This is a genomic window from Thiocapsa marina 5811 (genome assembly GCF_000223985.1).
GTDB classification, from domain to species: domain Bacteria; phylum Pseudomonadota; class Gammaproteobacteria; order Chromatiales; family Chromatiaceae; genus Thiocapsa; species Thiocapsa marina.
Genome location: NZ_AFWV01000001.1, coordinates 248,053 through 265,592 on the forward strand (window position 1 = coordinate 248,053; position 17,540 = coordinate 265,592).

11 protein-coding genes are annotated in these 17,540 nt (G+C 65.1%); 1 reads left to right on the forward strand and 10 read right to left on the reverse strand.

The features are described 5' to 3' along the window. Positions 1-72: 72 nt before the first annotated feature. The 4 genes from lexA to THIMADRAFT_RS01085 form a co-directional block, all read right to left on the reverse strand. Positions 73-708, reverse strand: coding sequence for a transcriptional repressor LexA (gene lexA / locus THIMADRAFT_RS01070; protein ID WP_007191095.1), 636 nt, complete (start codon positions 706-708; stop codon positions 73-75). A 247-nt stretch (positions 709-955) separates the two neighbouring features. After that, complete coding sequence (locus tag THIMADRAFT_RS01075) at positions 956-4,246, reverse strand: efflux RND transporter permease subunit (protein WP_007191096.1); 3,291 nt, start codon at positions 4,244-4,246, stop codon at positions 956-958. A 51-nt stretch (positions 4,247-4,297) separates the two neighbouring features. Continuing rightward, positions 4,298-5,632, reverse strand: coding sequence for an efflux RND transporter periplasmic adaptor subunit (locus tag THIMADRAFT_RS01080; RefSeq protein WP_139052644.1), 1,335 nt, complete (start codon positions 5,630-5,632; stop codon positions 4,298-4,300). Between the two features lie 153 nt (positions 5,633-5,785). Beyond that, positions 5,786-6,154, reverse strand: coding sequence for a hypothetical protein (locus tag THIMADRAFT_RS01085; protein ID WP_007191098.1), 369 nt, complete (start codon positions 6,152-6,154; stop codon positions 5,786-5,788). Between the two features lie 469 nt (positions 6,155-6,623). On the opposite strand from THIMADRAFT_RS01085, the gene THIMADRAFT_RS01090 reads away from it, so the two are divergent. Further along, the gene (locus THIMADRAFT_RS01090) at positions 6,624-7,196 is read left to right on the forward strand and encodes a carboxymuconolactone decarboxylase family protein (RefSeq protein WP_007191099.1); all 573 of its coding nucleotides are present in this window, start codon (positions 6,624-6,626) and stop codon (positions 7,194-7,196) included. Between the two features lie 231 nt (positions 7,197-7,427). On the opposite strand, the gene THIMADRAFT_RS01095 is transcribed toward THIMADRAFT_RS01090, so the two are convergent. The 6 genes from THIMADRAFT_RS01095 to THIMADRAFT_RS01125 all read right to left on the reverse strand — a co-directional run bounded on the left by THIMADRAFT_RS01095 (position 7,428) and on the right by THIMADRAFT_RS01125 (position 17,283). Next, on the reverse strand, positions 7,428-9,053 hold the full coding sequence (locus THIMADRAFT_RS01095; RefSeq protein WP_007191100.1) for a cation:proton antiporter family protein: 1,626 nt from the start codon (positions 9,051-9,053) through the stop codon (positions 7,428-7,430). 143 nt (positions 9,054-9,196) lie between these two features. Continuing rightward, positions 9,197-10,162 carry a DUF2950 domain-containing protein gene (locus tag THIMADRAFT_RS01100; RefSeq protein ID WP_007191101.1) on the reverse strand — a complete coding sequence of 322 codons (966 nt, stop codon included), beginning with the start codon at positions 10,160-10,162 and terminating at the stop codon, positions 9,197-9,199. A 107-nt stretch (positions 10,163-10,269) separates the two neighbouring features. Further along, positions 10,270-11,835, reverse strand: a complete 1,566-nt coding sequence (locus THIMADRAFT_RS24290; RefSeq protein ID WP_007191102.1) for a DUF3300 domain-containing protein — start codon at positions 11,833-11,835, stop codon at positions 10,270-10,272. 62 nt (positions 11,836-11,897) lie between these two features. Next, positions 11,898-12,890: an HAD family hydrolase gene (locus THIMADRAFT_RS01115; protein WP_007191103.1), complete on the reverse strand. Its 993-nt coding sequence runs from the start codon at positions 12,888-12,890 to the stop codon at positions 11,898-11,900. A gap of 224 nt (positions 12,891-13,114) precedes the next feature. Beyond that, positions 13,115-14,707, reverse strand: coding sequence for an arylsulfatase (locus THIMADRAFT_RS01120; RefSeq protein WP_007191104.1), 1,593 nt, complete (start codon positions 14,705-14,707; stop codon positions 13,115-13,117). Positions 14,708-14,871: 164 nt separating this feature from the next. Beyond that, a complete protein-coding gene (locus tag THIMADRAFT_RS01125; protein WP_007191105.1) occupies positions 14,872-17,283 on the reverse strand; it encodes a tetratricopeptide repeat protein in 2,412 nt (803 codons plus the stop codon). Positions 17,284-17,540: the final 257 nt, after the last annotated feature.

Consider the following 17,540-nt stretch of genomic DNA (forward strand, 5'->3'; position numbering starts at 1 on the left):
ACGTTAGCTGTTAGCTGATGGCTGATAGCTGGAGGCTGGAGGCTGGTGGCCGGCGGCTGAAAGCCCCCTCTCTCAATCGAGATAACGCCGCACCTCGATCACCCGCCCCAGCACCTGGAGCGCATCCGGATCCGGCGTCATGACCTCGTAATCGGGGTTTGCCGGATGCAGCTCGATCCGGTCGCCGCGCCGCCGCAGACGCTTGATCGTCGCCTCCTCGCCCACCAGGGCAACGACGATCGCGCCGTCTTCGACACTGGGCAGACGCCACACGATGACGATGTCGCCGGGCAGGATGCCGGCGTCGCGCATGCTCTCGCCGCGCACACGCAGACCGAACAGCTCCTCGTTCGCGCCGACGCGGTCCGACTGCACCGGGAGATAGCCTTCGAGGTCCTCGACCGCCAACCCGAAGGCGCCGGCCGCGACGCGCCCGAGTAAGGGGACCAAGCGCGGCGGCGCGATCCGGTCTGCGCCGGAGAGGAGCACCGCTGCGTCCGCAAGCCGATAGCCCCGTGCCCGACCCGACTGCTTCTCGAGGCGCCCTTCGGACACCAGCGCCTCGAGATGCGCGCGCGCGGTCTGCACGGAGCGAAAACCGAACGCCTCCTGAACTTCCCGAACGGTCGGCGGTTGGCCGGCCAGGAGCCGTTCGCGCATGAGCTGGAACACCTGCTCGCGCGTCTGTCCGGTCGGTGTTCGCCCCATCACATCACCCTCGCTCGGCCGGGGAATCCCATGAACGCGTTATAGCATACATTTGTATGTTAAACCGCGCCATCGCAGTATGCGATATTTTTGGATGGGATCGGCCCCGGCAGACTTGACGACCGCCGGAGTCGGCGCGGTTTAAATTATTAAAAATATAAATAATTAAACCGCGTCCCCGCTAAGGGCCATGGATGCATCAAACGTCGAGCCTTCCCGAAAGTGAGCATCTCGCTCCGGACGCGGTTTATGAGGATCGAAACGCCTGTCGGTGTCGGATGAGGAAGAGGGCCGGGATGACGAAGAGACTCAGCAAGGGTGCGGTGATCATGCCGCCGACCATGGGTGCCGCGATGCGTCGCATCACCTCGGAACCCACACCGGTACCCAGGATGATCGGCAGCAGACCGGCGAAGATGGTCGCGACGGTCATCGCCTTGGGCCGAATCCGCATGACCGCGCCTTCGATGATCGCGTCGAGCAGGTCGGCTTCGTCCCGGAGCCGGCCCTCCTCGCGCCATTGCTTCACCGCATTGTCGAGATACACCAACATGATGACGCCGAACTCGGCAGCGACCCCGGCCAGCGCGATAAACCCGACGGCAACCGCCACCGACAGGTTGTAGCCGAGCAGATAGATCAGCCAGAAGCCGCCGACCAGCGCAAAAGGCAGCGAGAGCATCACCAGCAGGGCCTCGGCGGTCGAGCGGAAGGTGAGATACAGCAGCAGAAAGATAAGTGCCAGGGCGACCGGCACCACCTGCGTGAGCTTGGCTTGCGCGCGCAGCATGTACTCGTACTGGCCGGACCAGGCGATCGAGTAGCCGGGCGGCAGCGCGACCCGATCGCGCACCACGGCTTGTGCATCGGCGATATAGCGCCCGAGATCGCGCCCGCGGATATCCACGAAGACCCAGCCGTTGAGACGCGCATTCTCGCTGCGCAGCATGTCCGCCCCGTCCACGACGACCACCTCGGCGATCTGCCCGAGCGGGATCTGAGCACCGGTCGGTGTGACGATGGGCAGCTCGCGCAGCTTCTGCAGATCGTCGCGCTGCTCGCGCGGGAAACGCACGCTCACCGGATAGCGCTCCAGCCCCTCCACCGTCCGGGTCACGGTCGCGCCGCCCAAGCCGGCAGCGACGATCCGGTTGATGTCGCCGATGTTCAGACCGACGCGCGCGGCCGCCACCCGATCCGGTCGGATCTCGATGTAACGCCCTTGGGCTGCGCGCTCCGAATAGGCCGAGGCGGTCCCCTCGATCTGCATCAGGGCCTGCTCGACCTCGCCCCCGATACGCTCGATCTCGGCCAGATCCGGACCCGAGATCTTCACGCCGAGCGGGGTCTTGATGCCGGTGGCCAACATGTCGATGCGCGTCTTGATGGGCATCACCCAGGCATTGGCGAGGCCCGGAATGTCGACCAGCGCGTCGAGCTCGGCGATCAGTCCATCCAGGGTCATCCCCTCGCGCCACTCCTCGCGCGGCTTGAACTGGATCAGGGTCTCGATCATGGTCAGCGGGGCCGGATCGGTCGCGGTCTCGGCCCGGCCGACCTTCCCGAAGACACGCTCGACCTCGGGAAGACTCGCGATCAGCCGATCGGTTTGCCGCAACAGCTCGCCGGCCTTGCCGATCGAGATCCCGGGCAGGGTCGTCGGCATGTACATCAGATCGCCCTCGTCGAGCTCGGGCATGAACTCCGATCCGAGCCCCAGATGCCACTCGCCCAGGACCGGCACGCCGCTGAAGGTCGCTTGCCAGGCGCTCGCAAGGTCCGCTTGCCAGCCCTCGATGCGCGCCTCCGCATCCCGATGGGGTCCTTGCTCGACGACGAGACCGACCGCCTGGAGCGGCCATTTCAAGGGCGCCAGCAGACCGCCCACGCCGGCCAGCGGGATCAAGGTGCTGAAGAGGATCAGGACAGACAGGCTGACGACGAGGTAAGGACTGCGCAGCACGCCGTTCAACAACGGCCGGTAGGCCCGGATCAGAAACCGGTTCAGCGGATTGGCATCCTCGCGCGGAATCCGTCCGCGGATCAGATACCCCATGAGCACCGGAACCAAGGTCACGGCGAGCCCCGCGGCGGCGGCCATGGCGTAGGTCTTGGTGAAGGCCAGGGGCGAGAAGAGACGGCCCTCCTGAGACTCGAGCGCAAAGACCGGCAGGAAGCTCACGGTCACGATCAGGAGCGAGAAGAAGAGCGCCGGACCCACCTCGGTCGCGGCCTCGCCGATCACCTCCCAATGCCGCTCGAGGCTCAGATTCGGCCCGGCTCGCTCCAGGTGCTTGTGGGCGTTCTCGATCATGACGATGGCCGCATCCACCATGGTGCCGATCGCGATGGCGATACCGCCGAGCGACATGATGTTGGCGTTGATGCCCTGCGCATTCATGATGATGAAGGCGATCAGAATGCCCAGCGGCAGCGAGACGATGGCCACGAAGGCCGAGCGCAGGTGGAACAGAAAGACCAGACAGACCAAGGCGACGACGATGAGCTCCTCGATCAGCTTGCTCTTGAGGTTGTCCACCGCGGCGAGGATCAGCTCGGAGCGATCGTAGGTCACGAGGATCTCCACGCCCTCGGGTAGCCCGGCCCGGAGGTCGTCGAGCTTCGTCTTGACGGCGGCGATGGTGGCGAGCGCATTCTCGCCATAACGCATCACGATGATGCCGCCGGTGATCTCACCCTCCCCGTCCAGATCCGCGACCGCTCGGCGCATCTCGGGCCCGATCTGCACCCGCGCCAGGTCGCGCAGCAGCACCGGGGTTCCGGCCTCGGTCACATCGACCGGGATGGTCTCGATATCCTCCACGCCGGTGAGATAGCCGCGGGTGCGGATCATGTACTCCGCCTCGCCGCGCTCGATCACCGAGCCGCCGGCCTCCTGATTGGCATCGCGCACCGCATCGGAGACACGCGAGAGCGGGATCCCGAAGGCGCGCAGCTTCTCCGGATCCACCACGATCTGATACTCGCGCACCATGCCGCCGACGGTCGCGACCTCGGCCACGCCGGGCACGCTCTGCAGCTCGAACTTGAGGAACCAGTCCTGCAGGCTGCGCAGTTGAGAGAGGTCGTGCCGGCCGCTGCGATCGACCAGCGCATAACTGAAGACCCAGCCCACCCCGGTCGCGTCCGGTCCGAGCCTCGGCTGCACACCCTCCGGCAGCGAGGCCGCGGCCTGATTGAGATATTCCAGGACACGCGAGCGCGCCCAATAGAGGTCCGTGCCGTCCTCGAAGAGGATGTAGACGAAGCTGTCCCCGAAGAAGCTGTAACCGCGCACGACCCGAGCCCCCGGCACGGCAAGCATGGTCGTCGTGATGGGATAGGTGACCTGCTCCTCGACCACCTGCGGCGATTGCCCCGGGAAGGTCGTGCGCACGATCACCTGCACATCCGAGAGATCCGGGATGGCGTCCAACGGGGTCTGCTTCAGGGCCGCAATGCCCCATGCCGTGAGGAGCACGGCCGAGAGCAGTACGAGGAGACGATTGCGAAGCGACCAGAGGATAACCTGTTTCATCGCGACGTCCTCCCGACGGCGGCCTTCGGGCGATCGAAACGAAAGCGAAGGCTAGTGGTTCGCATGTGCGCCTCCGGGCATCTCGGAGCCGTCCGTCCCCGAGGCGTCACCGGTCGGGAAGCGCATGAAGCTCGCCTGCAGGCTGGATTCGGAGTCGATGAGGAACTGACCGGAGAGGACGATCCGATCGCCCTCCTCGAGCCCCGAGAGGATCTCGACCTCGCCGGCACGCTCCATCCCCGCGACGACGTCGATCGGCTGGAAGCGCCCCTCCTCGACCACCTTGACCACGGTCGCGCGCTCGCCGGTGACGATCATGGCCTCGGCCGGGATCTTGAGCACGTCGCGCTTGGGTCCGCCGTAGATGATGACGTCGGCAAACATGTTGGGCTTGAGCGCCAGATCCGGGTTGTCGAAGACCAACCGTACGCGCAGTGTGCGGGTTTCGGGATCGAGCTCGGGGTAGAGATAGTCGACCCGTCCATCCCAGACCTTTCCGGGGCGCGCCGGAACTCGGATCTCGGCGGTCAGCCCGGGCGCAAGCCAGTCGATCTGGGCCTCGAAGACGTCGACCATGACCCAAACCCGGCTGAGATCGGCAATGGTGAACATCTCCGTCTCGGGCGTGACATACATGCCCTGGCGCGCCTTCAGCCCGGTGACGATGCCCTCGATCGGTGCGCGGATCGGGAGCCTGTTGCGGGGCTCGCGTTGCTTCTCGATCTCCCGGATCACATCCTCCGGGATATCCAGCAGACGCAGCAGATTGCGGGCCTTGTCCGCCTTGACCTGGGACACGCCGCGCGGCTGCGGCTCCAGTGCTTGAAGGAAATCCACCTGTGCGGAGAGCATCGCCGGGGCATAGATCTCGGCCAGGTCCTGACCCTTGGCGACACGCTCGCCCTCGGCGCGCAACGTCAGATCCTCGATCCAACCATCGGCACGCGGATGGATGTGTGCAAGACGCGTCTCGTCGAACTCCACCCGTCCGACCGTGCGGATGTATTTCCAGAGTGTCCCGCGCTCCACCGTTCCGATGCGCATGCCTAGGTTCTGCATCACCGCCGGACGCAGCGCGACCTCCGGATACTTGCCGACCATGGGATCCATCATCTTCTTCACCAGGTCCATGCCGCAGATCGGGCAGCTCCCGGGCTCGTCCCGGACGATCTGGGGATGCATGGGGCACACGTACTTGGGGTCGAGATGCTTGAGCGCGTGCTCCATCGCGGACTCGCCCGAGGCGCCGGCGAGGCGTTCGCTCTCGGCCTGCGTTTCGTCTCCGGTCTCGCCGGAGGTCGGGGTCGGCGGCTGGGCCGCTTCGCAGCCGGCCAAAAGACCGGCGGTGATCAGTGCGGCAAGAAACCCGATCCGGAGCCGTTGCATACGGGCGGGGGATCGTTGTGCTCGATCGAAAATTGACATGTTCGTCGCCTCCGACGTCGAAATGACGGATGCCGCCCGGGAGGGGTATCGAACGGAAGACGGCCGCAAGGGGGTTGCGGTCGACGGAGGACTCGACTCCGGGTCGGCGGAAGATCAGGCGAGGTGATGTCTGGGCGGACGGATGCGCCCTTCGGGGAAAAACCGGTAGAAGTGATCGTCCGATCCAAGCTCGGGAGCGGATAAGGACGGGGGCGGACTTGCGGGGTCAGAAGAGGGCGCGACCTGCAGGGCACCGAGGGCATAGGCCAAGGCGCACTTGGCGCAATCGAAGAGAGAATCGCCGCCGTCTCCGGGCGTGGCTTGCGGATCGCCTTGCGAGAGGGATGTGCCGTGCATGGGACAGCTACCGCCGAGATCGGCGATGTGCTCGCAGGGCAGCGCGACACGCGACCAGGTCTGCGTCTGGAATGCCAAGACGCAGAAGAGGATCAGGACGACGGTGGCGGGATGAGCGCGGCACATAGTCTCAATATGGGCCCGTCACCAGGATCGCGCAAGCGAGATTGCGATCGCCGGTCACATCGCCGATCGGAGTCTTAGAGTAAACAACCCTCGGAGGAAAAACCGTAGGGTGGACAAGCGCAACGCAGTCCACCAGCGCCGACGTCGGACTCGGTGGACTTCGCTCTCGCTCGTCCACCCTACCCCCGCCTCCCGACCCCCGCCTCGAAGGGCCGGCGGAAGAGGACGACTGCAAGTCGTCGATCCCGGGATGTTGCCGCTTCGCGACAATCGGCGGCACCGCTTCCGGCCGATCGTGTGAACAGGATCCGATCGCCTGAACCCGTCGGTTAGAAAAAACCTCGCCTCGGATGCCCGACGCCTGCTGCACTGCAACATTCTACGGTACAATAGTTGCTAAACTTCTAATGGACCTAATAGACCCCATGGTCACATCGATCTTTTCACGCACCCATCGGCAGCAACGCATATGAGCAGTATCGACACCTTCAAGCAGTCCCTGACCCGCGCCCGCGAGTACGGTCTCGAGGAGTTCCTCGAGATCATCAGCGAGATGTCTCAGGTCAGTACGCGCAAGGGCATCATCGATCGGAAAAACAAAGAGCTGATCACCTTGGGCATGGCCCTAACGAAGCAGTGCAGACGCTGCATCGACATCCACACGAAGGAGGCTATCCGGCTGCACGTCATGCCCGGCGAGCTCACGCAGGTCCGCAAGATCGCTCTCTTTCTCAAGGCGAGCCCGCGTGAAGGCGGCGAGATGTGGGACTCCTGGGAGGATTCCTGGCGTGAATACGTCCTCGGGCGCGGACCGATCCAGCATCATGTCCGGGAGCTGATCGCGCTGGGCATCGCGCTCGTGGAGCAGCGCCGCGATCATATCCACCTGCACGCACGTGCCGCGCTCGATTTCGGTGCGCCGCCCGAGGAGATCTTCGAGGTCATGCCGATCGCCCTGCTCATGGACGGCGCACCGGCCTTGTCGCAAATCCCACATCTCGTCGATGCCCTGGACGGCCCTCCGCTGGCGATGAGCGCCTAAACCGCGTCCGGGGCGACGTGCGCCGTTTTCATTGTGCGTTTGGTTTCGGAGATATCCTCGATCCCAGCGACACGCGGTTTAGAATTTAATGTTTTTGATAGGTTACACCGCGCCGACTCCAAAAGTCGTCGGAGCCGGCGCGGCCATTCCACTCCAACAAACAACGCATATCGCACCGGGCGCGGTTGCGCCGCTACCGCATCCGAATCCTCCGCTTTGCGTGAAGTGATCTCATCTCGCGTCATCCACGCCCGGCATTCGGGAGATTCGCTCCTCGACCTCGCGTCCGCGTCCGGTACAGACGTGCTGGGCGAAACCGGCACCGGCCTCGGCATACAGGTTGAAGACCTGGCTGACGCCGGCTGCGCGCAGGATCGCCTCGTCATCGGGAAACTTCGCGATGGCACCGATGGTGCCCGCGAAGCCTTCCTTGATCAGGTGCTCGGCGGCAAAGACGTTTTCCGACACCTGCGGCATCGCGAGCAGCACCAGCTTGATGTGACCGTCGTCCAGATGCAGACGGTGCCAGAAGTCGGCATCCGTGGCGCTGCCCTGGACGACATTGCGTCCCTTTGCTGCATGCTTCGCCACCGCGTCCGGGTCCGCATCGATACCGACCGGCTTGAGTCCCTTGTCCATCGTCAGCGTGTCGTAGGCGCCGGTGCCGACGCGCCCCATCCCGATGATCATGGCGTTGGCGTCCGCGGGATCGATCTCGCGCTCGACCTGGAGACGGACCCTACGCTCTTGGCGTCGCAGCCGGTCGCTGAACAACTCGTAGAGGTCGTGAGAACGCGCGTTGAGCCAGGAGGCGATCACCAAGGACAAGCCGACGGTGATGGCGATGATCGCGAGCCAGTCCGACGACAGCCAGCCGGACTCCTCGGCGATGGCGGCAACGATCAGACCGAACTCGCTGTAGCTCGCAAGCGACAGGCTCCCGAGCAAGGCGGTGCGGGCACGCAGCCGAAAGGCCAACAGGAGCTGCTCGAACAAAAAACCCTTCGCGATCAGAACCAACAGCAGCACCATCACCACAGGCGCCATGTCCATACTCGGCGCCGCGGTCAAGCCGATGCTCAGGAAGAACCCGACCAGGAAGAGATCCTTGAGCCCGAGGAGTGTCTTCGCCAACTCGCCCGACTTGGCATGGGGCGCGATCAGCACCCCGAGCAGCAGGGCCCCCAGATCACCCTTGATATGCAGCAGCTCGAAGAGCTGGGCACCGCCAAGGCCGAAGGTGATCCCGAACAGGAGCAGAAGCTCGCCATGTCCGGCGCGCTCCAGCACCCGGCCAATGACACCGCGCAAGGGGATAAAGGCCAGGAGCAGCAAGGACCAGAGCGTCGGCACCTTGCCCATCGAGAAGGCCAAGAAGAGCACCGCGGCCAGGTCCTGCACGATCAGAATCCCGATCGCGATGGTGCCGTAGAGCGAGCCCATCTCGCCCTTCTCCTCGAGCACCTTGACCGCGAACACGGTGCTCGAGAAGCTCAGCGCAAAGGCCAGGACGATGGCCTCGCGGTGTCCGACCGCGTCCAGATGGGGCAAGCCGAGCGCGCCCAAGGACAGTAAAACGGGGACGACCAGGCCGACGAAGGCAATCATGTGGATTGCGGCGACGCCCCAGACCTGAGGCTCGGCCAGGCTCTTCAACTTCAACTTCAGACCGATGGTGAAGAGCAGAAGGGTCACACCCAGATCGGACAGGGTGTTGACCATCGGGGTCGACTCCGCACCGAAAGCGTGCAGTCCGAAGCCGGCCACCAGATAACCCACGAGCGGCGGCAAACCCATCTGCCGTGCCGCGAGACCGGCCCCGAAGGCGATGGCCAACCAACTGATCGTGTCAATCATCCATCAAGGCTCCACTGAGACCACGGCTCCCGGACCGCCGAAAGGCCTACCATGGGGCAGAGTGGCGGTTGATGGCAACAGTCCACGCAAAACACTTGCCGTCGCTTGCCCGCGGCCTGCCGCCGACCGAACGGCCCTCTCGATCAGTCCACCACGGGCTCCCACCCGTCGCCCGGATCATAGGCATCGATCGACGCGGCGACGCCTCCGGTGTCGTCCCCCAAGTCCCCCTCGTAGACGATGCCCCGTTGGTTGACCTGAAAGCTCATGATGCCGGAGTTTCCGTAGCTCGTCGGCCAAGCGACCAGACCGAATCCTCCGACGAGGCGTCCGTCCTCGAGATAGCTCCGCGCACCTCCGGGCGCAGCGGGTCCTTGGGCCGTCAGGATCCTAAAGTAGTAGCCGTGATAGGGACGCGGCCGCTGCCCTGCCTCGCCGGTCCGGTAGCCCTCGTCGACCGCCTCGCCCACCAGCGGACCCATGGGACTATCGGGCTCGCCCTCGCGCGTAGGCCAATAGAGTCCGTCCCGTTTGCCGTCGGTGCTCCACAAACGCGATGCGTAGACGCCGATGCCGTCGCCGTTCGGGTCGGCGGCGGCATACTCGCGCTGCGCATCGACGAAGGCACGGGCGGTCGCGACGGCGTGCAGCTCGTTGAGTCCGACGCGGCGGTCAAGCAACTCCTCCACACCCGCCCGGGTGTCGAAATACCAGCCTTCGTCGTCCTTGGCCAAGGGGATCGGGAACGGCCAGTCGTTCGGGCCGATCGAGAGGATGGCGCTGTCCTCCGTCTCGTCTTCCAGATCCGCCTCCTCGCGCGCCAATTCCACGAAGCTCCGGCGATCGGCGGCATCCGCGACCGGGTCGCCCGACACCAGTTCGTCGAGGTCGGAGCCGAGCACCGCGTAGAGGGCATCCCGACCCTCTGCTTCGGACGCGTCGATCAAGGCCATCACGGCGGCGTCCGGAGTCTCGAAATGCATCGGGGGTTGGACAGGCACCTCGGCGTCCGACACCTCCGCCGGGGGCGGGGCATCCTCGGCGGCCGAGACGGCGACACACGGCAATGGGGCGATCAAGACGGCCAGCAGCAAAGTGATCTTCTTCATAATCTCCGTTCCGCATCGAGAGGCAAGATACGCTGATCGAGGGGTTCGCTCGTATCTCGCCGGCATGCATGACAACAAAGGTCCCGGCGCAATCAGGCGCACCGCCGTCAGCGCCTTTTGATCCCGCCGGACCGGGCACCGCCGCCTCGGTTGGCTGCCTTGGCCCGACTGGCCCCGCCGCGGTTGCTGGCCGCACGCGCCGCGGCCGGTTTGCCGGCCTTGAAGGCGCTCGCCTTGGGTTTGGAACCCCCTGTCGCGGGACGCTTTGCCAAGGGTTTGGACGCAACTTGGGCCGGGCGCTTCGCCTGCGCGACCGCCGGACGCTTGACGTCGCGGTTGACGGGGCGCTTCTTGGCGGCCGCCGCCTGGACCTTGGGTTTGGTCTTGACCTTGGCCGCCGGCGCCTTCGCCTTGACCGCCGGGGCCTTGGCCTGCACCTTGGCACGCGCCTCGCTCGCGGCCGGGCGTTTATCCTTGAGCTCTGCCACCTTGCCGCTCGCCGCCGCGTCGCGCTTGACTTGATCGAGACCGGGGGCCTTAAGCGGGCGCTCTGCGCCCTTCACGTGTCCGCGTGCCTGGTCCCGACTCACGGGGCCCTCGGTACGTTTGGCGGCAAACCGCTTCTCGGTGGAGGAATCCCGGTAACGCACGCCGCCGCGCCGCTCGGGGTTGTGCTCCCACTTTTTGACCTCGTTGCCGACAATGCCGCGGTTGACGTTGATGTCGCCGCGCTCGACGTTGCGGTCGATATCGATGTTGCGAGTCCGGTCAATGTTAATGTTGGCCGGCTCGCGCCAGCCGTTGTTGTTCCAGTAGGCCGGCCGGCCCCAGTAGCTCGGAGCACCGTAATAGCCTGGACCACCGTAGTAGAGCCGGTCGTTCCAGTCGTCATCGTCGTCCCACATGATCGCGGCGGTGAGGAGACCGCCGGCGACGGCACCCAGGCCGAAATTGACCAAGCTCCCTGTGCCGGTATCGGCCGTGCTCGACGAAGAGGCCTCCGCGGCCTGACCCGCCGCGAAACCGGACTCGTAGCTGGCGGTCGCATCGGCGTAGGCGTCCGGGTAATACGACTGCGCCGGGGGGCTGCTCTCCCCGTAGACCTTCACCGGATCGTAGGTGGGCACGTAGACCACCTCCGGTTCCGCGGGCTGGATGATGATGGTGTCGCCGGCCTTCTCGACACGCTGCTGCGCGTTGTCTTCGAGCGCACCTGCCTCGTCGGCCTCGCCCCGCAAGCGTTGGATGGTATCGGTCACCTCGCCCTGCTGGGCCAGTACCGCATCGCCCAAGTCTTGGGTCCAGTCGAGGTTGTCGCTCATGAACTCGAGCACGCTGGGGAAGAAGACCAGCGCTTTGACGCTGTCGTCCCATGGCTGGTCCTCGACCGCCTGATCGAGGGCCTCGTTCTCGAGATCGTCCTGGTCATCGAGCCAACGCTTCGCCTGCACCACGTCCAGCGGATAGGTGCTGGCCATAAGGATTTGGGCGATCAGGGCATCGGGGTAAAGCGCGATGGGCGCGACGAGCTGCTCGATCTGCTCGGCGGGGAAAGTCTCGTCCGGGGGCGCGGTCGACTCCGCTCCGAGCGCAAACGGCACCGTGACGACGACGCAGACGGCGACAATGATTGGGGCCAGCGATCGGCCGAGACGGTACCCTAGGTTCCGCATGGATGTCCTCGCGATGGTATGCGCTCTCCCGGCGCTTGGTTTGAGATCAAGGCAACGAAAACTCACTTCTCCGGTAACGACGACTCGTGCGCAGGCGCGAACACCTTCGACCAGGCGTCCTTCATGGAGACCAGCACCCAACCATTCCCGGGAGCCAACTCCAGTGCCGTGTCGAGCTTGCCGACATGGCTGTCTCGGTCGTACGCATACTCGCGCTCGGCATCGGTGTGATGGAGGATCAGACCAAGCCGCGGGCCGGGCGCGCCGGTTGTCCATTGCAGCATCTGGATGTCTCCGTCGGAGTTGCCGAAGGCGAGGATCGGACGGCGCCCGATGTGGCGTTGGATGCCCACCGGCTTGCCTGCCTTGTCGTCGACGAAGGCCACCTCGGGCTCGCGCACGATCACCGGCACGCCCTCGCGCAGCTCGAAGCGGCGGGCGATCTCGGAGCCGATCACCTGCTCCGGCGGTATCCCGTAGACACCCTCGGCCCAGGGACGCATGAAGTCCGCACCGCCGCCGGAAACGATGAAGGTCTTGAAACCGCTCGCGCGCAGATAGGTCAGCAGCTCGAGCATGGGCTCGTAGACCAGCTCGGTGTAGGGCCGATCGAACCTCGGGTGGCGCGCGGCGCCGATCCAGTCCGCCGCGATCATCTCGAACTCATCGGTGGTCATCCCGGCGTGTGTCGCCATGAGCAACTGCATCAGGCCATCCATGCCGGCCTCGCCCAGGGTTTTCATGTCCCCTTCGAGCGCGGCCTTGAAGGGTTGCTCGGTCTTCCACTCCGGGTGCGCCGGGGCCAGCGTCCGGAGCCGGTCCAGGACGAACGCAAACTGGGTGTACATGGGCTGCTCGACCCAGAGGGTGCCGTCGTTGTCGAATACCGCGATACGGCGGGCGGGCGGCACAAACTCCGGCCCCGACGCATCGGTCACGTCGGACACGAATGCGGTAATCGCCTGCTTGGCCGGACCCTCGTTCCAGGAGGGCAGCGGATCGGCGCTGGCCGATGCGACCACGAGCATTGACGCGATCAGTGTATGCAAGCGCATGGAGGGCCTCGTCATGGTTTCGGATCAGTCCCGCGGTCAAGAAGGCGCCGCGGTATTGGCCGCTTGGCCGGCCGGCTGGGCGGCTTATCCCTTGGCGGCGCGCCGTTTGACGCGCAGACGATCGAAGTCATCGAATCTGAACTGCGTCCAGAGCGAAATCCGTCAACGACGATCGGCGACACCTTGTGGAGCATCGCCGTTCGTCGAGAGCGCTCTGCCGAGCCTCAACCGCCGTCGGGGGTCAACGTCTTGAGGACCTTATCCAGGCTGAAGCTCGCGGCCTCTTGGCGTGGCGGAAACGCCTGGAAGGTCTCCAGGAATCGACCGACGTAGGCCTGGGCCGGGACCAGCAGATAGGCGCGCTCGAGCACCCAGTCGTAGTAGGTGTTGGAGGTGATCTCGGCACGCTCGTAGGGATCGCGCCGCAGATTCTCGACCAGCGGCACGCGCAGCGGGATGAAGGGATCCATCCAGACCCTGAGGGTACCCGGCGTTTTCTGTTCCATGAAGAGGATCTTCCAGTCGTCGTACCTGAGTGCCGTCAGATCGCCGTCGTCGGAGAAATAGAAGATCTCGTGGCGGGGGCTCTTGTCCGTCTCGCCCTCGAGCATCGGCAGGATGTCGTAACCATCGAGATGGACCTTGTAGTCGCGCCCGTTCGCCTGATAACCGGTCAACAGCTTGTCCTTGATGTCCGGCGCGCCCGCGATCGCGAGGAAGGTCGGCAGCCAATCCATGTGATGGACGATCTGGTTGTTCCACTGACCTGGCTCGATGCGGCCCGGCCAGCGCACCATGGCGGGTACGCGCCAGCCTCCTTCCCAGTTGGTGTTCTTCTCGCCGCGGAAAGGAGTCGCTGCGGCGTCCGGCCAGGTGTTGTAGTGGGGACCGTTGTCCGTCGAGTAGAAGACGATGGTGTTGTCGGCAATGCCGAGGTCGTCGAGTTTTTGGAGGAATTTGCCGATGTGCCGGTCATGCTCGACCATGCCGTCGGCATATTCGTCCTGACCGGAGATGCCGCGCAATTCGTCCTTCACATGGGTGCGAAAGTGCATCCGGGTGCCGTTCCACCAGACGAACCAAGGCTTGCCGGCCTTGGTCTGCTCCTCGATGTAGGCGAGCGCTCGGTCGGACGTCTCGTCGTCGATCGTCTCCATGCGCTTCTTGGTGAGCGGGCCGGTGTCCTCGATCTTCTGCGTGCCGTCGGGCATGGCCCAGGAATGAATGACCCCGCGCGGACCGAATTTTTTCCTGAATTCGGGATCCTTCGGGTAGTCCTCGTTTTCCGGTTCTTCCTCGGCATTGAGGTGATAGAGGTTGCCGAGGAACTCGTCGAAGCCATGGTTGGTCGGCAAGTGCTCGTCGCGGTCGCCGAGATGGTTCTTGCCGAACTGCCCGGTCGCGTAGCCTTGCGCCTTGAGCAGACCGGCGATGGTCGGATCCTTCTCGCTCATCCCTTCCTTGGCGCCGGGCAGCCCGACCTTCGACAGACCGGTGCGGAAGACGCTTTGACCGGTGATGAAGGAAGACCGGCCCGCGGTGCAGGATTGCTCGCCGTAATAGTCCGTGAAGGTCACGCCCTCGTCGGCAATGCGGTCGATGTTCGGGGTCCGATACCCGACCAGACCATGGGTGTAGGCACTGATGTTGGATTGGCCGATGTCGTCGCCCCAGACGACCAGGATGTTGGGTTTGTCGGCAGCGGGTGATGCCGACGGGGGCGCAGCTGGAGACTGCGCATGCAGGGGCGCCGCCAGCGCCAACGCGAGTAGAGCCGGGACCGCGGTCGCGGCGCATCGGGTCGGTCTCGAAGTCATACGGGATGCTCCTCCAGCGTGGTGGTTATATGTCGTGAAGTCATGCCGATGAATCCACGGGATCCGATGACCGATCGCCGCGGTTTGCACACAATCGCATAAAAAGCATTGCGATTCATCATTGCATCGAATCGGCGCGACGGTGTTTGTGGCGCAGACGCCGCTCAGCCGGCGGTCGGTGTCCCGCCGTCCCGGCGCGCCCTGATCTGCTCCTTCAGCTGCATCAGGATCGGGTCGTCCGGAGCTTGGACGCCGAGTCTCTCGAGCCAGCGCTCGGCGGCATCCGCGCGGTCGAGCTTGACGTTGTATTGGACCAAGGCGATCAGGATGTCGCGATCAGTCGGGGCTTTCCCGTGGGCGGCTTCCAGGACGGAAAGCGCCTCCGAGGTCCGATCGGCACTGTCGAGCGCAACGGCATAGACGTAGGCATAGCGACTGTTCTGCGGGGACAGCTCGGCGGCACGCGCAAGCTCTTCGACGGCCGCATCGAGCCGCTGCGAGCGGACCTGCGCGAGGCCCAGCGCGAAATGCAGGTCTGCGCGCTCGGACATGGTGACGGGCTCGGCGGCGAGCCCGGCCGTCAGCTCCGCCGCGGCCTCGGACTCTCGGCCCAGCGCCCGATAGAGATCGGCCAGATTCACCCGCGCCGGAGTAAACCGCCGATCCAGACTCAGAGCGGTGCGATACGCCTGCTCGGCCACGTGGGTCTCGCCGGCCTCGAACGCCAGCAAGCCGAGATTCAGGTGTGCCTCGGGTCGGTCGGCATTCACCATCTCCGCGATTGCGTACGCCTCCAAGGCGGCACTCAGACGCTCCGCCAGCTCGCCCCCGATCCCTTGCGTCATGACCGGCGCCAGCACGCGCGCGGCCTCCAGTCGCACCGTGAGCGCCGGATCGGACAGCAATGGCCAGGCCAGCTCGACCCGGGTCTGCAGGTCCGCAAGGTCCAGGACGCGCACCGCTTGCGCGCGTACCTGCGCCTGCGGGTCGGCGAGCAGACGTTGCACGGTCATGAGTGCACTCGGATCCGGGTGGTCGCGGAGCCGTTCCAATGCACTGGCGCGGGCAATGGCCGGCTGGTTCGGGTCTGCCGCGAGAGCGAGCAAACGCATGGTCGCATCCGGGGCATCGGTGTCGGCGGCGTGCAGCGCCTCGCCGAAGTGGGGCCCCCGATACGCCGAGTCCGGATACCAGGTCTCCACGGCGGTCGCCGCCCAGGCGGCATCCTTGTCCTGATGACATGCATTGCAGGCATTGGGGGTGCCGAGCTTCAGGGACAGATCCGGCCGCGGCACGCGCAGGCTGTGATCGGCGCGCTCGTCCACGACCATGTAATAGCGCTGGGGCATATGACAGGCCACGCACGCGGCACCGGTCGAGCCGGTTTGGTGGTGATGATGCTCGGGTGAATCATAACGGGCTGGCGTATGGCAGCGGGCACAGACGGCGTTGCCCTCGGCGTGCAGGTCGAGGCTATGGGGCTCGTGGCAGTCGCCGCACACGACCCCCTGATGGTACATCCGGCTCTGGATGAAGGAGCCATAGACGAAGACCTCGTCCTTGATCTGTCCGTCCGGGAAGTAGAGCGCGGGGTCCAGCAAGGCGAGCCGAAAACCCTGGTGCAGGGGGTCTCCGGGGGTCAGCTCATCCTGGATACGCCCGCGCCTGGAGTGACAGCGGGCGCACGTCTCGGTCTGGACATGGGGGCCACCTTGAGGCGATCGGGTCACGGATCGCGCCGGCTTGCCCGTCTCGGGATCGATCTGCCAGACACCGCCGTCGCGATCTTTGAGATCGACCAGTAGACCGCGGCCGGCGGCATCGGTCGCCGCAGCCGTCTCGGCGTTCTCTCCGGCGGCCTTCGCCCTGGCCCATTCGACGTGGCGGGCGCCTGGTCCGTGACAGGCCTCGCAGGCGACGTTGATCTCGGCATAGCGCGTGTCATAGACATGCTGCTCGGCGTCGTAGCGCTTCTGAAGATCCGTCGAATGGCAGTCCGCGCATTGATAGTTCCAGGTCTGGTCCGCGGCGGTCCAATGCAGCGGGTTGTTGTGGTCCATCGGCGCATCGGGGTCGGCGTCGGGATAGAGATGGAACCAGCGCTGGCCGCCCTGCTCCGGCGAGCGCGTGTCCCAGGCCAGGCCGAGCGCTTGGAGCCGGCCGCCCGGAAACTCGATCAGATATTGCTGCAGAGGGGACCAACCGAAGGTGTAGCGGATCGGATAGTCCCGAAGCTCCCCGTCGGGTCCGTCGGTCTGCACGAAGTAGCCGCTATCCCGACGGAAGAAGCGGGACTTGACTCCGTGGGCCTCGATCTCCGCGTCGTCGAAATCCCCGAGCACGGTGTCCGGTGTTGCCTCCGTCATGGCATGGTCGTGGTCGGAACCCTTCCAGAGGTCAAACTCCGCTTGGTGGCACTCCGCGCAGACCGCGGCGCCCATGTAGCCCCGCTGTTCCCGCTCCGGGTCCAGATGCGGATCTGATTCCGTCGTTCGGGATGCAGACTCGACGGGCACATCCGCAGCCTGCGCCGCGGGCATCAGCAATAGGGCGAGACAGAGGGCGCGCAGATCCATGAGGGGAGCTTCTCGGGAGGAAAGAGGATCTGCCGATGGTATACCGACTGCGTTCGAGTTTTCTCCGGGCAAGGCGCGAAATCCCCGTCGAATCGCTCTGCTGACGTCCATTGAGACGTCCGCGGCATGCTCCGCAATTTCCCGTAGCTCAAACGGACGCCTCCAAAAAAGCGTCCAAAAACGTGCGCCTAGCGCATTTGCCGAGCGCGAGCCACCCTTGCATCAGCGACACCGGGTCGCGTCCGGAAAGCCGGCGC

Coding starts and splice junctions, on each gene's coding strand:
- THIMADRAFT_RS01125 (WP_007191105.1), bottom strand. CDS start 17,283: ATGGATCTGCGCGCCCTCTGTCTCGCCCTATTGCTGATGCCCGCGGCG.
- THIMADRAFT_RS01090 (WP_007191099.1), top strand. CDS start 6,624: ATGAGCAGTATCGACACCTTCAAGCAGTCCCTGACCCGCGCCCGCGAG.
- THIMADRAFT_RS24290 (WP_007191102.1), bottom strand. CDS start 11,835: ATGCGGAACCTAGGGTACCGTCTCGGCCGATCGCTGGCCCCAATCATT.
- THIMADRAFT_RS01085 (WP_007191098.1), bottom strand. CDS start 6,154: ATGTGCCGCGCTCATCCCGCCACCGTCGTCCTGATCCTCTTCTGCGTC.
- THIMADRAFT_RS01100 (WP_007191101.1), bottom strand. CDS start 10,162: ATGAAGAAGATCACTTTGCTGCTGGCCGTCTTGATCGCCCCATTGCCG.
- THIMADRAFT_RS01075 (WP_007191096.1), bottom strand. CDS start 4,246: ATGAAACAGGTTATCCTCTGGTCGCTTCGCAATCGTCTCCTCGTACTG.
- THIMADRAFT_RS01080 (WP_139052644.1), bottom strand. CDS start 5,632: ATGCAACGGCTCCGGATCGGGTTTCTTGCCGCACTGATCACCGCCGGT.
- THIMADRAFT_RS01120 (WP_007191104.1), bottom strand. CDS start 14,707: ATGACTTCGAGACCGACCCGATGCGCCGCGACCGCGGTCCCGGCTCTA.
- THIMADRAFT_RS01115 (WP_007191103.1), bottom strand. CDS start 12,890: ATGCGCTTGCATACACTGATCGCGTCAATGCTCGTGGTCGCATCGGCC.
- lexA (WP_007191095.1), bottom strand. CDS start 708: ATGGGGCGAACACCGACCGGACAGACGCGCGAGCAGGTGTTCCAGCTC.
- THIMADRAFT_RS01095 (WP_007191100.1), bottom strand. CDS start 9,053: ATGATTGACACGATCAGTTGGTTGGCCATCGCCTTCGGGGCCGGTCTC.